Below are 14101 nucleotides of genomic sequence, written 5' to 3'. Positions count from 1 at the left end.
GAAGTTCTTAATCGGCGCGGTCGCCATGATGGTCTGTTTCTATTTTGGTCAATCAATGTTCCGCAGTGGAATACAGCTAAAGACCAACGGTCATAAGATTAGCGGGTGGTTCCGCGTAATCTGCTCAATCCAGTTCATACTAGGTCCACTGATTGGCATGGCGATGATTTTGTCCGCCAAGTAGCCACTGACCAACGAGATGGCCGAGCACAAGTCACAATGCAGACTTGTGCTGGGCCGACATCGATCAAACCTCAAGCTCTGCACCCCGCTGAAAGTGCGATCCAAGAGCGCCACGGCACATTCGCAGAAACCCCTGACTCGAACCAACAAATCAACCAGATATACAAAACGAGTAGTGAACAATGGCCCTAACAACCTGCTATGAATGCGAAGCTGAAATTTCAGACCTCGCTGCGTCTTGCCCCCACTGCGGAGCCCCATTGCAGTTTGAGGATGATAACGATTCCACCTCCAGCACCGCCTTTAGATTTGTGAAAGTGGTGACCGGTTTCTTGGCAACTAGCTTTGTTTTTACCTTTGGGCTGAACTGGCTGTCTCAAGGCGAGCCACCAAACCCAATGGAGATGGTGACTGATCTATTGAGGCAAATGGATATTGAGGTCGGCAATCTGGACTGCGAGAGCATTCAGGACGAGATCATCACACTGTCAAAAAGCCATGCCTCACAAAACAATGGCGTTGCCATTCGAGACATCGTGAACATTTCGACTGAGTCTCAGTCGCCTAAGGAAGTCACGTGCATCGGCCGTGCGACTTGGACAACCGGCAACAACAGCAGGGTCGAATACTCGAAGACTTACAGGGATGGGGAGGCGTGGCTTGAGTTTCAAGAACTGTTGTTCTGATGGTCCGCGTTGCCCAGCAGAATGCTGCGCCCAGCCCTCAACTTCGCTTGCAGGCCGCACGGGACGTGCTAGACCGGCTCGGGTGGGTGCCACCCAAACGTCCCGAACCAGTCACCAACACTGGGCCACGTGACCTGACTGAATGTTCATTGGAGGAGTTGGAGACGATGGTGTCTGGTAGCCCATATGTGCGGCTGGACACTGAGTCTTTGCTGAGGCTGTCAGGTCAGGCGTGACGCTGGAACCGTCGCCACAGCCATCTTTTGAGGCCTTGAGAAATGATTTTGGGACCTGTCTCGGTACGAACGGTACGGTTCCTATAGAAAAACCTGATCCCAGAAAAAGGAACGGTGCCGCGGGTTTTTCGGCCAAAATGGTAGCTATCTCAGAACTAATTCCGTTCAAATTCGACACGCCGATTCTTCCTTATTTGACAGCCGCTCAAACCGTAGCAAAGCGCACACTCAGCGGCACGGGCCTCAGAAACCCTCATAAGGTGAACTTTGTGCGTCCGCAACGAGTTGCACATCCGCAGATCGCCACCAGTGGTGTGCGGCTGTTCTCAGCAGCCGCAACAAGCTGCCTATGTCTGCTGTGGGGCTGGGATCTGCCGCAAACGTGAAGCGCGACAAACTGCTGCTCTGAGCCCAAATCCACTACAAGGTGCGCAGTTTTGAGAGCATTGGGCAGGAGACATTCCCGCTGTCACAGTTGGCCGTAAGTTCAGTCAATGCCGCTTCCAAACGCCTAAGTTCGCTTATCTTTTCGCGTACATTAAGAACGTGGTGTTCGGCCATGTCCTTAACGGAGCGGTAGTCCTCGCTATCGCCTTCAGACAGTCCTAGGAGCGTTTTCGCGTCGGCAAGAGGAAAACCCAAGTCACGGCACTTCTTTAGGAACCGAAGCCGTCCAATATCCTGCGTGGAGTACATGCGCCGGTTGTTTGATGCCCGCTCCGGCTTCGGCACGATCCCTTCGCGTTCGTAGTAGCGGATAGTTTCGATGCCGACACCGCTTTGCTGAGACGCTTCCCCAATCGCAAACATGTGAGATTTCCCACCTTGATCCTGTAGTTGCTACAGGAGTTATAGATGATTGCGCAGACGTGGCAACAATCACAACCGAGGAATGAAATGCAGAAGTACCTTAGCCTCAGTTACATAGGATCACTGTCCGCGCTTGGCGTCGCGACCTGCTGTGTAATGCCCATGACGATGATGTTGCTGGGTTTGGGCGGCAGTTGGATAGCAATCTTTGGCAAGATTGCAGCGGCAAGCTACTACGTGCTCGCGATTTCGACCGGGTTTGTCGCGGTATCTTGGCTGGTGTCTTATCAGCGCGGGTCACTACCAAAATTGAAATGGTGGCTTTGGGGAACGACCGCGATGACCGGATTAGCTTGGATTGTCGTGTTCTATGAGGCCCGGATCAACGATTTCCTGATTATGCAGATGTGAGACAATGACGGACCAAACTGTAGTGCTTGAAAGCACACTGACTTGCCCAAAGTGTGGGCACAGCGAAACCGAAGAAATGCCAACGGATGCCTGCCAGTGGCTCTACGAATGCAAGGCGTGCAAAACAGTTTTGAAGCCGTTGGAAGGCGACTGTTGTGTATACTGTTCTTACGCCACTGTTCCGTGTCCACCAATCCAAGTGGGCGATAGCTGTTGCAGATGAAGTGAACGTCGGCTTTGGTCCGCAAAGCCGGAACTGCGTAACTCGGTTAATATAGTTTGCCCTTGGCTGGCTGCGAACCCGCAGCGATGGGTACGATTTGCAAACTTGGCCAAAAGCGGCTTTAGCGTCCGAGATATTCAAGTCGCGATCAGTCCGTCAGGACACTGGACAACGAGGATTGGCGCGTTTAAACGACGTGTCGCTGCCGCATTAGCTCAGCTGGTAGAGCAATCGCTTCGTAAGCGATGGGTCGGGGGTTCAAGTCCCTCATGCGGCACCATTTTCAGCAACCAAACTCTCGGAGTTGATCAATCAGCTTGCGACGCACGTCCTTGGCCTCGTCTTCTTTCAGTCTAACGCCACTTGAATGTTTCGGAGCATCGGCTTGGGCATCTTCTGTTGGAGAGTTGGACCTCTTCTGATCAGAAGAAAATACGAACATGAATTCGCGTTGGTTCCTACGTTTGGATTGATCACTGCCCATTTTCTATCCAGCTTGGTCTTCAGTAGGTTGGCCTTCGATGCTCTCTAAACGTCTTATAACGCGTTTTTCGTGAGTTGTGAATCCATCCATTGGGGGTGGAAGGATCGGATGGGCTGTTTCCTTGTCGTTGGTTAACGCCTTTCCACCGCTTTTTCTCTCCACTCCATGATGGAAGAGTTTTAGGATGCTGTCAGGCCCTACGCCTTCATACTGGAGGAACGAACACAAGTCTTGCTCATCTTCGGTGACTGCAATTGAGTCAGCATGGAGTTCCAATGCAAGACTCTTGGCGTAGGGTTCAACGTAGTAAACCTTGCTGATTCCGGCGGCGACAATATGCCTTGCACAATTGTGACAGGGAAAAGTTGTTGTATACAGAGTACCCCCAACCATCCCGGATTTTCCCGCTCGCGCAGCAGATACAATTGCCTCCATTTCGGCATGTATGGACCGGCTATATTCAATAAGGTCCTTTACGGGGGTTTTTACCAACTGCCTTCGTAGCTGATTTAAGTCGACACCTTTAGCTAACAGGCCTTCTGCTTCCAATTGTTCGTAGATTTTATTGTATAGATTTTCTTTCTTCCGATCATTGTGGCATAGTTTTCCACCCCACTTAAAACAACGGTGATCGTTGTTTTTGTCATTCGCTGAGTAAAGGCCACCACCACCTTTTGGAACGTCATTCCAACCTACACTGAGAAGCTCACCATTTTCGGAATATATTGCGGCGCCCACTTGCCGAGACAAACATGCAGACTTACTCGCCGCGGAAACTGCGGCATACATACCGGCTTCATCAGTGGTTGGAGTGTGGACAGAGATGTTGAAAATCACCTCAAGAAACCTATCCGTAACAACCTTTAGGCGCTCATCATTTTGACCATCGTTCCGAATGAAAAAGTCGGACAGGTAAGCCGTTTTGCTCACTTTTTGTCCGTGGTCTCCTTCTCGGTCATTCTCGTCGCGAGTAAAAATCCCCGCCAAGTCGTCCTTTTCTATTCCTTGGGACTTCAATCTAGCTTCTCGAACCGCCTCAGGCGCGAACACAGTAAACTGCCAATACATCCCACCATACACGTTCCGAAGAAGTTCCGTTTCTTTTGGATGCTTTAGCGAGTCGATGATTGTTGCTTGTCTAAGACGCTTTGGCTGAGGCACTGTTGTGCTTTCGTCGTACCCACCCCTGGCACTTCGGTGAATGGCAATAGTCTCAACGGCTTTTGCAGATACGTACTCCTCGCCAAACTTATCGCGAAGTTCGGTGCCGACCTTTTGCAAGTCCTTAATGCGGGTTGCGCCCACTGCAGAAGGGTTAGGCGTGGCTGTTTTGTCAGCATTGTCCCGAATAAGGTCACTTGCCTTTAGTATCGTGACTTCATACCCATACTCTTTGTCTAACTTTTCTTTCAAGATATGGGCCGCAGTCGTAACTCCAGCGCCCACAGCTCCAACCATGCCGATAACTAATTCTTCGGTTGGGCGAGCGACTCCACCCTCGATGCCTTCGATATCATCAAATTCTTCTTCGAAATCGTCCAGTATTTTGTCTTTTTTTGCTGTGGTCGCAGTAGCCATCGGCGCGTAGCTCCGTCGGTATGAAATAATTGAGACAGTGGTAGCTGGAACATTGCTTTCAATCCAGAGGTGATCTCATTCTGGGTTTCTAAAACGTCCATGCGTGGTATGCGGCTCGTCTCGGTCAGGAAAACGTGTAATATCCTTGCAACACTGATACGCGATTACATAAAATGCTTTAAAGTCAATGTGGTTGGACGCTAGCCCGCCGCATTCGTAAGGACAAGGTCGGGGGTTCGAGTCCCTCTTGAGACACCACTTTTCTCGCAAAACGGGTCGTTGCAATCTGGTTCTTCGACAAACCGGATGAACCGGAATTTCACCACAATGCATATCTGAACACTGCCACCGCAGTTGATCAACGATGGCATATGCGTGCCAAGCAGGTTTCTTGGGCGTGGGGAATGGGCGTGATCGCGCCGTATTGAGGCTGACCACCGCTACGATTGCGAATTTTTTGTAACAGCGGGGATTGGGGATTGTGACGCTCCCTTTATTTCCATATTTCATGAAATATGATAGAACAGATTGCAGATCAGCTGGCGACCCTTGGCCACCCTCAGCGTATTTCGGTCTTTCGCATGTTGATGCGACGGTTTCCCGACACCGTGCCCGCGGGTGAACTGGCAGCTGAGCTAGGGATCAAACCCAGCACCCTGTCGAACTATTTGAACGCGCTGCAGCGGTCCGGGCTGGTGACACAGGCACGGTCCGGCACCTCTCTGCGCTATTCCGTTGAAATGAAGCACGTGCAGCACATGCTTGGTTTTCTGATGAATGATTGCTGCCGTGGTCGCCCTGATATCTGCATGCCCCCTGATCAAGGAAACGCCCCAATGACAGATCGGAAATTCAACGTCCTATTCATCTGCGTCGGCAACTCGGCGCGGTCCATTTTCGCGGAATCGCTGCTGCGCGACATCGCGGGGGATCGGTTCAACGTCTACTCCGCCGGAACCCAACCCTATTCCGAGTTGAACCCCTTTGCGATGCAGGTTCTGGACGACAAGGGTCATGACACATCGGTCCTGCGCTCGAAAAACGTATCCGAGTTCTCGGGGCCGGATGCGCCGGAATTGGATTTCGTGTTCACCGTCTGCAACAAGGCCGCGAACGAAGACTGCCCCGCCTGGGAAGGTCAGCCGATCAGCGGTCATTGGGGCATGGAAGATCCGGTCAAGGCCGAGGGCACCGATGCCGAAAAAAGCCTGGCCTTTCAGAACGCCTATGGCGCGCTCAAGCGTCGGATTCAGGCGTTTACGTCTTTGCCGGTCGAGAGCCTCGACCGGATCGCATTGCAATCTGCTGTCGATGACATCGGCAGAACGTCTGTCGAGGAAGAATAATGACTACTTATGCACTGAACGGCCTGGGCCGGATGGGAAAGCTGGCCCTGAAACCGTTACTGGAAAAGCGCGCGAACATCGCCTGGATCAATGACGGGGTGGGCGACCCTGAGATGCACGCGCATCTGCTGGAGTTTGATACCGTCCACGGTCGCTGGGACGCGGCGTTTTCCCATGATGCGGACAGTGTGACCATCAACGGCACCCGCCTGCCCTTTATCGGCACCAAAGACCTGAAGGACCTGCCATTGGACGGGGTCGATGTGGTGATCGACTGCACCGGCGTGTTCAAGACCCAGGCCGCGCTGGCCCCGTATTTCGACGCGGGCGTGAAAAAGGTCGTTGTGTCGGCCCCGGTCAAGGACGGCCCAACGGCAAATATCGTCATCGGCGTCAATAACGACACCTATGACCCGGCTGCGCACCAGATCGTCACGGCGGCGTCGTGCACGACCAACTGCCTGGCCCCGGTGGTGAAAGTGATCCATGAAAATCTGGGCATTCGCCACGGATCGATGACCACGATCCATGACGTGACCAACACCCAAACCATCGTGGATCGCCCCGCGAAAGACCTGCGGCGGGCGCGTTCGGCCCTGAACTCTCTGATCCCAACCACGACCGGATCGGCCACAGCGATCACGTTGATCTACCCCGAACTCAAAGGTCGGCTGAACGGCCATGCGGTGCGGGTGCCGCTGCTGAACGCCTCGCTGACCGATTGCGTGTTCGAGGTGGAACGCGAAACCACCGCCGAGGAGGTCAACGCCTTTTTCAAAGCCGCCGCCGAAGGCCCGCTGAAGGGCATTCTGGGCTATGAGACCCGCCCGCTGGTGTCGACCGATTACACCAATGACGAACGCTCCTCGATCGTGGATGCGCCATCGACCATGGTGGTGAACGGGACGCAGGTGAAGATCTACGCGTGGTATGACAATGAAATGGGCTATGCGCATCGTTTGGTGGACGTGGCGCTGATGGTCGGGGCCTCGCTGTGACAAGGGTTAAGCGGACAATGGAACTCTTGGTGCAAGCTAAGAAAATTGCTTCGGAGTATCGCCGACTAACCGGGAAACCTCTCGGAGTCGCTGGCGAAGTTGCTGAATTCCATGCCGCTAACATTCTTAAACTGAAGTTAGCGCCAGCTCGAACAGAAGGGTACGATGCAACGCGACAGGATGGAGAGCGAATTCAAATAAAGGGGCGGGTAATTTTGCCAGATTCAAAGCCAGGGCAGCGCCTTGGTACTATTAAACCAGACGCTCCCTGCGACTCGGTGGCTCTCGTTCTGATGGATGAAGAATTGGAAGCGACTGCGATCTGGAAAGCCTCGATGGAAGCGGTACGAGCTAGGTTGAGCGTTCCTGGTTCCAAAGCACGAGCTCGAGGTGCCCTTGGCGTGCGGGAGTTTCAACGCATCGCAACGCAGGTTTGGTCACGTGACAAGTGAAGAACACCGGCCCGAGGGGCTGTCGGCCTATATCGCGGTCACGGCGGCCTATTGGGCCTTTATGCTGACCGACGGAGCCTTGCGGATGCTGGTGCTGCTGCACTTTCATACGCTGGGCTTCTCGCCGGTTCAGTTGGCCTATCTGTTCGTGTTGTATGAAATCGCTGGAATGGTGACGAACCTTGCGGCGGGCTGGATCGCGGCGCGGTTCGGGTTGACCTCGACGCTTTATGCCGGGCTTGGATTGCAGGTTCTGGCGCTGTTGGCCTTGACGCAACTAGACCCTAACTGGGCGATTGGGGCCTCGGTGGCTTTTGTCATGCTGGTGCAGGGTGCCAGCGGTGTGGCCAAGGATCTGGCCAAGATGTCCTCGAAATCCGCCGTGAAACTGCTGGCCCCCACAGAGGGCGGCGGGTTGTTTCGCTGGGTCGCGGTTCTGACCGGGTCGAAGAACGCGGTGAAAGGTCTGGGCTTTTTGCTTGGGGCGGCACTGTTGGCAACACTGGGGTTCACCTGGGCCGTCCTGTTCATGGCGGTGGTCTTGGCGGTCATCCTGGGGGCGGTCATCCTGTTCATGCCCCCCGGCCTGCCCAAAGGCCGCAAAGGCGCGAAGTTCTCCGAGGTTTTCTCAAAATCGCGCAACGTGAACTGGTTGTCGGCGGCGCGGGTGTTTCTGTTTGGCGCGCGGGATGTGTGGTTTGTGGTCGGCATCCCGATCTATTTCTACGCCGTCCTGTCGGACGGGACCGAGGCCGGCAACCGCGCCGCGTTCTTCATGATCGGCAGCTTCATGGCGCTGTGGATCATCCTGTACGGAGCGATTCAGGCCAACGCCCCCAAAATCCTGCGCGCCAGCGAAAGGTCCGAGGGCGACCTGATCCGCGCCGCCCGAACTTGGGCCGCCGCCCTCTTCTGCGTGCCTGCCGTTTTGACAGTGGCGGTACTGCTGTCTTCGGGTCCGCAGACCTGGCTGACGGTCACGCTGGTTCTGGGGCTGCTGGTGTTCGGGGCGATCTTTGCCGTGAACTCCTCCCTGCATTCCTATCTGATCCTCGCCTTCACCAAATCTGAACGTGTCACGATGGATGTGGGGTTCTACTACATGGCCAATGCCACAGGCCGTCTGGTGGGCACGGTCCTGTCGGGGCTGACCTATCAACTTGGCGGTCTGCCGCTGGTTCTGGGCACGGCTGCGATCATGGTCGCTCTGGCCGCGCTGACCTCTGGCAAACTCACCGATCAAACCTCTGAGGCGTATACATGAGCATTTTCGAACGTTACCTGACCGTCTGGGTCGCCCTTGCCATGGTCGGAGGCGTGCTGATTGGGCTGGCCGCGCCCGGTCTGGTCGGGCTGATCGCCTCGGCGGAACTGGCCAGCATCAACCTTGTGGTGGCCGTGCTGATCTGGGCCATGGTCTATCCGATGATGGTGGGCGTTGATTTCGGAGCCGTTGCAGGTGTGGCGCGACAGCCCAAGGGCCTGATCGTGACGCTGATCGTGAACTGGCTGATCAAACCCTTCACCATGGCGTTTCTGGCGGTGCTGTTCTTTGACCATGTCTTTGCCCCGTGGATTCGGCCCGAAGACGCGGCGCAATACACCGCTGGTCTGATCCTGCTGGGGGCCGCGCCCTGTACTGCGATGGTCTTTGTATGGTCGCAGCTGACCAAGGGCGACGCGACCTATACGCTGGTGCAGGTGTCGGTCAACGACCTGATCATGGTTGTGGCCTTTGCCCCGATCGTGGCCTTGCTGCTGGGGGTTACCGACATTTCGGTGCCGTGGCAGACCCTGGTGCTGGCCACCGTTCTTTACGTGGTACTGCCCCTGATCGCGGGGCTGATCACCCGTCGCAAGCTGGGCTCGGCTGAGGCGATCGAAGCCTTCTCGGCCCGCGTCAAGCCATGGTCCGTGCTGGGCCTGATTGCCACCGTGGTTATCCTGTTCGGCCTGCAGGGGCAGACCCTTCTGGCGAAACCGATGGTCATTGTCCTGATCGCGGTTCCTATCCTGATCCAAAGCTATGGCATCTTTGCGCTGGCCTATGGCGCGGCCTATGCGTTGAAAGTGCCCCACCGCATCGCCGCCCCCTGCGCGATGATCGGCACCTCGAACTTCTTCGAGCTGGCCGTCGCCGTCGCCATCAGCTTGTTCGGCCTGAATTCGGGCGCGGCGCTGGCCACCGTTGTGGGCGTTCTGGTCGAGGTTCCGGTGATGCTGTCGCTGGTGGCCTTTGCCAACCGCACACGCGCACGCTTTCCCGAACCGGCGGCTGCAAACGCCCAATAGGATCAGAGGACTAACTTTGGGCCTCGACCAGTTCTTTCAGATTGGTCAGGCCCTGTTCATAATCGCCGCCGACCCAACCGTCCATCATCAGCCCCATCCAGCGCGCCATCGGGTTCAGACCCAGATCGGTGACAAACCCCCATGTCACCTGAGTCTGACCGCCATCCGGCACCAGATCGAATGACGCTATGGCGGTACCCATGGGACCGAAATCCAGCGCGGTTCTGACCGCCTGATCCGGCACGCTTTCGATAATCTGCTGCGAGCCTGTCCCGACCTGCGGATTGTCCGAGCTCCAGTTCAGCGTATTTCCAACGCCCACCTCCGGGCCGCTGTACGACAACTGCGTCTGCGGATCGCGGGCCAGCCAGGGGGACCATTTCTCGGTCTCTTGCATTGAGTTCACGTAGGGAAAGATCGCAGCCGGCGGGGCGGCAATGGTGATGCTGCGCGACACTTGCGCCTGACCGGGCAGCAAGTATGACACGCCCACCACCAACGCGATAAGCACAATCAATCCAAGGAAAACACGTTTCAGAAATCGCATGGTAAGTCCCTAAAGCAAATCCATTTGCAGCGACTATACCAAAAACCCTTCCAAAATCAGAGGCGTTATGCCCCCTCAGCCAAAGCCCCGATCACACAACGACAAACTTCTTGTCCTGCGGGTCGTAGCATTCCAGCCCGCCCTCACCGATATCCGTCCACAACCCATGCAGGCTGAGCGAGCCATCCTGAACAGCCGATGACACAAACGGAAAGGTCATCAGGTTTTCAAGCGAGGCCACAACCGCATAACGCTCAAACTGGCGCGCCTGCTCGACGCTGTCTTCGACATCGGCAACCAGGTCGAATTTCGGTTTGAGGATTTCCATCCAGCGGCCAACAAAGCTCTCTTTGGCTTCCAACTGCGGGGCCTGCCCCTTGCACATGTCGATACAGCCCTGAACGCCGCCGCATTGCGAATGGCCCAGAACGATCAGATGCGCCACTTTCAGCGCGGTCACGGCATATTCGATGGCAGCACTGGTGCCGTGGTGATCCCCGTCCGGCAGGTAGGGCGGGACCAGATTGGCGATGTTGCGGTGAATAAAGAAATCGCCCTGATCCGCACCAAACATCGAGGTCACGTGCACACGGCTGTCACAGCAGGAAATCACCATCGCGCGGGGGCGCTGACCTTCGGTGGCAAGGCGGCGATACCAGACCTGATTTTCGGAATAGGTGGTGGCTTTCCAGCCGTGATACCGCTTGACCAGATATCCCGGCAAAGGTTTGGCGTGTTCCATTCTGTGCCCTTCTTTTCGTCGCTGACGGCTGCTCTATCCCGAATTCGCGGAAAATTCGAGCAATTATCCAGTGTACCAGCAAGGTTTTGCAAAGGAATTGACAGTCTAACTCGGACTATGCCGTGGGGGCGTAAAGAATTGGGGTGAATGTGGTGGAAAAGATACTGACGCTTGAACACAAGGAATCCGTGCGTCTGGACCCGGATCAACTCAGCGCGTTGTACCGTCAATTGGGCGACAAGAACGCGCTGGACGTGCTGTGTCGCACGGTCGAGGAACTGGCCGTGCGCCTGTCGAACTGCGAACGGTACTGGCGGCAACGCGATTGGGTTGGCCTGCGCAAATGCGCGCGCTCGCTGGTGGCGATTGCCGAGCAGATCGGCATGGTTGCCCTGGCCCGTGTCGCGGGCGACGTGGCGCAGACCGTGGATGCGGGCGACGCCGTGGCGACGGGGGCGACCCTGTCGCGCCTGATCCGGGTGGGTGAGAAATCGCTGACCGTGATCTGGGATCAACAGGATCTTTCCGTCTGACAGGGCTTGCGGACAGGTCGTGGGCAGCTAGGCTGGGCGCGTATTGAACCAGCCGAGACTCCTATGACCCTGTCCTTTGCGCCCAGCTCTGAACCCTCCCTGCCGCTGCATGTTATTGCCCAGCCTGACCTTGATGACTGGCTGAGCGGCCAGCCTGACACGGTGGCAAAATGGCTCAACCTGAATGGGTTCACCGGGGCGATGGGGCAGGTTGCGCTGCTGCCCGGATCGGATGGGCAGGCTGAGTTTGCCGTTGCCGGATACGGAGCGGAAACGGGACGGGCGCGGAAACGGTTTCCCCTGGCCGCCGCGGCAGAGGCTCTGCCCGAAGGCGCCTATCACATTGCATCCGGCGTCCCTGCTGAGGCGTTAGAGACCGAGTGTCTGGGCTGGCTGCTGACCGGCTATGCGTTTGACCGCTACGCCACGCAATCCGCTGCCAAGGCCCGTCTTGTCGCGCCCGAAGGTATCGATGCTGCGCGGCTTGAGGTTCTGGCCCAGGCCGAGGCCCTGACCCGCGATCTGGTCAACACGCCCACCGCAGATATGGGCCCCGACGAGCTGCAAAGCGCGGCCGAGGCATTGGCGCAGGAGTTTGGCGCATCGTGCAGTGTGATCCGGGGGGATGCGCTGCTGGACCAGAATTTCCCGATGATCCACGCCGTTGGCCGCGCCGCCGCGCAAGAGCCGCGCCTGATCGAAATGAACTGGGGCAGTGCGGGGCCAAAGCTGACTCTGGTCGGCAAAGGCGTGTGTTTTGACACGGGCGGGCTGAACCTTAAGCCCGGGAATTCGATGGCGCTGATGAAAAAGGACATGGGCGGGGCGGCCAATGTGCTGGGTCTGGCGCGGATGATCATGGCGCTGAACCTGCCGCTGCAACTGCGCGTGCTGATCCCGGCGGTTGAAAACGCGGTGGCCGGAAACGCGTTTCGCCCCGGCGACATTCTGACCTCGCGCAAGGGTCTGACGGTTGAGATCAACAACACCGATGCCGAAGGGCGGCTGGTTCTGGCCGATGCACTGGCGCTGGCGGACGAGGGCGCGCCGGACCTGATCATCTCGATGGCGACGCTGACCGGCGCGGCACGGGTGGCTGTCGGCCCCGATCTTGCGCCGTTCTACACCGATGATGACAGCGCTGCCGAGGCGCTGTCAAAGGCCGGGCAACAGGCCGCGGATCCGGTCTGGCGGATGCCCTTTCACGCCCCCTATGAGGCGATGATCGAACCGGGCATTGCCGATCTGGACAATGCCCCCTCGGGCGGGTTTGCGGGGTCAATCACGGCGGCGCTGTTCCTGCGCCGGTTTGTAGGCGATTGCCGCTATATGCATTTCGACATCTATTCGTGGCAGCCCAGCAAAGCCCCGGGGCGCAGCAAAGGCGGGCTTGGCCAAGGCCCGCGCGCGGTGCTAACCGCCCTGCCCGAGTTGTTGAAGCTATGACAGGGCAGCGCATCATAAACCCGGTGGTGGACCTGCTGCGCCGCCCCGACGGCCCGCGGGACCGGCAGCTTTTGTTCGGCGACACCGTCGCTGTGACCGAAACCCAAAACGTTTGGAGCCGTATCACCGCAGACAAAGACGGCTATTCCGGCTGGGTGCAGACGGACCAATTGGCAGACCCGGTGGCCGACACACACTGGATCACCGCGCCTGCGACCCACGCTTATACGCAGCCGGATATGAAAAGCGCCGACCGTGTATCACTGAGCTTTGGCAGCCGTGTCCGGGTTCTGGCCACGCATGACAGATTTCTGGAAACCGAGCTTGGGTTTGTCCCCGCCGTGCATGCCAAGCGGAAAACGGTGCACCTGTCCGACCCGGTTTCCGTGGCCGAGCTGTTTCTGGGCACCCCCTATCTGTGGGGTGGTAACAGCCGGTTCGGGCTGGATTGCTCGGGTCTGGTGCAGGCGGGGCTGTTGGCCTGCGGGATGCCCTGCCCCGGCGACAGCGGCGATCAGGAACGGGAACTGGGGCAAACCCTGCCTCAGGGGGCTGAGGCAAAGCGCGGTGATCTTCTGTTCTGGAAGGGTCACGTGGCCTGGGTCTATGGGGACAACATGCTGCTGCATGCCAACGCCTATCACATGGATGTCACGTTCGAGCCGATGGATCAGGCCATCGCGCGTATTCTGGATCAGGGTGACGGGCCGGTGACCAGTCACAAGCGGCTCTAATCCAGATCGACCGGGCGGATCAGCTTGCGTTCCAGTACCCGCAGCACCGTGCGCAGGTCATGGCCGCGTTTCAGGATGCGCCCATCCATCCCGACCACGGAATACATCCCCTGCTTTTGCCGCAGGCGGGGGTGTTTCTCGACCCGGTAGATCGGATGCTCAGCGGTGCGTCGAAAAATGGAAAACACGGCCATGTCGCGCAGGTTGGAAATTCCGTAATCGCGCCATTCTCCGGCGGCGACCATCCGGCCATAGACGGACAGGATATGGGACATCTCGTGCCGGTTGAATGCGACGGGCATCTGGGCCGAGTTTGCAGAAAACCGGCTGGGAGGCTGCATGTTCATACCCTCAGCCTTGCCGGAAAATGCGTTTGAATCAAGCCCGCGCAGACCGGGGT

The 14101-nt window shown here is 57.2% G+C and carries 17 protein-coding genes and 1 tRNA gene; 13 read left to right on the top strand and 5 right to left on the bottom strand.

The features are described 5' to 3' along the window. Window positions 1-443: 443 nt before the first annotated feature. Both ACRZ94_RS10785 and ACRZ94_RS10780 read left to right on the top strand, forming a co-directional pair. The gene (locus ACRZ94_RS10785) at window positions 444-869 is read left to right on the top strand and encodes a hypothetical protein (protein ID WP_480653136.1); all 426 of its coding nucleotides are present in this window, start codon (window positions 444-446) and stop codon (window positions 867-869) included. A gap of 232 nt (window positions 870-1101) precedes the next feature. Next, entirely contained in the window at window positions 1102-1491 is a 390-nt protein-coding gene (locus ACRZ94_RS10780) for a hypothetical protein (protein ID WP_480653135.1), read from the top strand. A gap of 34 nt (window positions 1492-1525) precedes the next feature. Here the strand turns inward: ACRZ94_RS10780 and ACRZ94_RS10775 are convergent, their stop codons facing one another. Further along, the gene (locus ACRZ94_RS10775) at window positions 1526-1915 is read right to left on the bottom strand and encodes a MerR family transcriptional regulator (RefSeq protein ID WP_480797323.1); all 390 of its coding nucleotides are present in this window, start codon (window positions 1913-1915) and stop codon (window positions 1526-1528) included. A 45-nt stretch (window positions 1916-1960) separates the two neighbouring features. On the opposite strand from ACRZ94_RS10775, the gene ACRZ94_RS10770 reads away from it, so the two are divergent. The 3 genes from ACRZ94_RS10770 (at window position 1961) to ACRZ94_RS10760 (ending at window position 2829) form a co-directional block, all read left to right on the top strand. After that, window positions 1961-2326 (top strand): hypothetical protein, encoded by a 366-nt coding sequence (locus ACRZ94_RS10770; protein WP_480653131.1) that lies wholly within the window; start codon window positions 1961-1963, stop codon window positions 2324-2326. A 4-nt stretch (window positions 2327-2330) separates the two neighbouring features. Continuing rightward, the gene (locus ACRZ94_RS10765; RefSeq protein WP_480653129.1) at window positions 2331-2549 is read left to right on the top strand and encodes a GDCCVxC domain-containing (seleno)protein; all 219 of its coding nucleotides are present in this window, start codon (window positions 2331-2333) and stop codon (window positions 2547-2549) included. Window positions 2550-2753: 204 nt separating this feature from the next. Continuing rightward, a tRNA-Thr gene (locus ACRZ94_RS10760) sits at window positions 2754-2829 on the top strand. Window positions 2830-3036: 207 nt separating this feature from the next. On the opposite strand, the gene ACRZ94_RS10755 is transcribed toward ACRZ94_RS10760, so the two are convergent. Next, window positions 3037-4611, bottom strand: a complete 1575-nt coding sequence (locus tag ACRZ94_RS10755; RefSeq protein WP_480797322.1) for an anti-phage dCTP deaminase — start codon at window positions 4609-4611, stop codon at window positions 3037-3039. Window positions 4612-5126: 515 nt separating this feature from the next. On the opposite strand from ACRZ94_RS10755, the gene ACRZ94_RS10750 reads away from it, so the two are divergent. From ACRZ94_RS10750 to arsB, 5 genes are read left to right on the top strand one after another with little or no spacing between them, the layout of a single operon-like run. Continuing rightward, window positions 5127-5957, top strand: coding sequence for an arsenate reductase/protein-tyrosine-phosphatase family protein (locus ACRZ94_RS10750; RefSeq protein WP_480653125.1), 831 nt, complete (start codon window positions 5127-5129; stop codon window positions 5955-5957). Beyond that, window positions 5957-6955 carry an ArsJ-associated glyceraldehyde-3-phosphate dehydrogenase gene (locus ACRZ94_RS10745; RefSeq protein ID WP_480797321.1) on the top strand — a complete coding sequence of 333 codons (999 nt, stop codon included), beginning with the start codon at window positions 5957-5959 and terminating at the stop codon, window positions 6953-6955. Before ACRZ94_RS10750 ends, ACRZ94_RS10745 begins: the two co-directional genes overlap by 1 nt. A gap of 17 nt (window positions 6956-6972) precedes the next feature. Continuing rightward, complete coding sequence (locus ACRZ94_RS10740; RefSeq protein WP_480653121.1) at window positions 6973-7407, top strand: DUF6998 domain-containing protein; 435 nt, start codon at window positions 6973-6975, stop codon at window positions 7405-7407. Then, window positions 7397-8671 carry an organoarsenical effux MFS transporter ArsJ gene (arsJ, locus tag ACRZ94_RS10735; RefSeq protein WP_480797320.1) on the top strand — a complete coding sequence of 425 codons (1275 nt, stop codon included), beginning with the start codon at window positions 7397-7399 and terminating at the stop codon, window positions 8669-8671. Before ACRZ94_RS10740 ends, arsJ begins: the two co-directional genes overlap by 11 nt. Further along, window positions 8668-9699: an ACR3 family arsenite efflux transporter gene (gene arsB, locus ACRZ94_RS10730; protein ID WP_480797319.1), complete on the top strand. Its 1032-nt coding sequence runs from the start codon at window positions 8668-8670 to the stop codon at window positions 9697-9699. Before arsJ ends, arsB begins: the two co-directional genes overlap by 4 nt. A 10-nt stretch (window positions 9700-9709) precedes the next feature. On the opposite strand, the gene ACRZ94_RS10725 is transcribed toward arsB, so the two are convergent. Together ACRZ94_RS10725 and ACRZ94_RS10720 are read right to left on the bottom strand one after the other, a co-directional pair. Next, window positions 9710-10246 (bottom strand): SRPBCC family protein, encoded by a 537-nt coding sequence (locus ACRZ94_RS10725; protein ID WP_480797318.1) that lies wholly within the window; start codon window positions 10244-10246, stop codon window positions 9710-9712. A gap of 91 nt (window positions 10247-10337) precedes the next feature. Next, a complete protein-coding gene (locus tag ACRZ94_RS10720; RefSeq protein WP_480653114.1) occupies window positions 10338-10988 on the bottom strand; it encodes a carbonic anhydrase in 651 nt (216 codons plus the stop codon). A 143-nt stretch (window positions 10989-11131) separates the two neighbouring features. Between ACRZ94_RS10720 and ACRZ94_RS10715 the strand changes: the two genes are divergently transcribed. From ACRZ94_RS10715 to ACRZ94_RS10705, 3 genes are all read left to right on the top strand, one after another. After that, window positions 11132-11521: a hypothetical protein gene (locus tag ACRZ94_RS10715; protein ID WP_480653112.1), complete on the top strand. Its 390-nt coding sequence runs from the start codon at window positions 11132-11134 to the stop codon at window positions 11519-11521. A 63-nt stretch (window positions 11522-11584) separates the two neighbouring features. Then, on the top strand, window positions 11585-12967 hold the full coding sequence (locus ACRZ94_RS10710) for a leucyl aminopeptidase family protein (RefSeq protein WP_480797317.1): 1383 nt from the start codon (window positions 11585-11587) through the stop codon (window positions 12965-12967). Then, on the top strand, window positions 12964-13701 hold the full coding sequence (locus ACRZ94_RS10705) for a C40 family peptidase (protein WP_480797316.1): 738 nt from the start codon (window positions 12964-12966) through the stop codon (window positions 13699-13701). The genes ACRZ94_RS10710 and ACRZ94_RS10705 overlap by 4 nt, the downstream gene beginning before the upstream one ends. On the opposite strand, the gene ACRZ94_RS10700 is transcribed toward ACRZ94_RS10705, so the two are convergent. Then, the gene (locus tag ACRZ94_RS10700) at window positions 13698-14048 is read right to left on the bottom strand and encodes a DUF2794 domain-containing protein (protein ID WP_480653106.1); all 351 of its coding nucleotides are present in this window, start codon (window positions 14046-14048) and stop codon (window positions 13698-13700) included. The genes ACRZ94_RS10705 and ACRZ94_RS10700 overlap by 4 nt on opposite strands. Between the last annotated feature and the right edge of the window lie 53 nt (window positions 14049-14101).

Source organism: Ruegeria sp. CH10, assembly GCF_056537125.1.
Note: the sequence above shows the minus strand (reverse complement) of the source record. Positions and strands in the feature narration are given on the sequence as shown.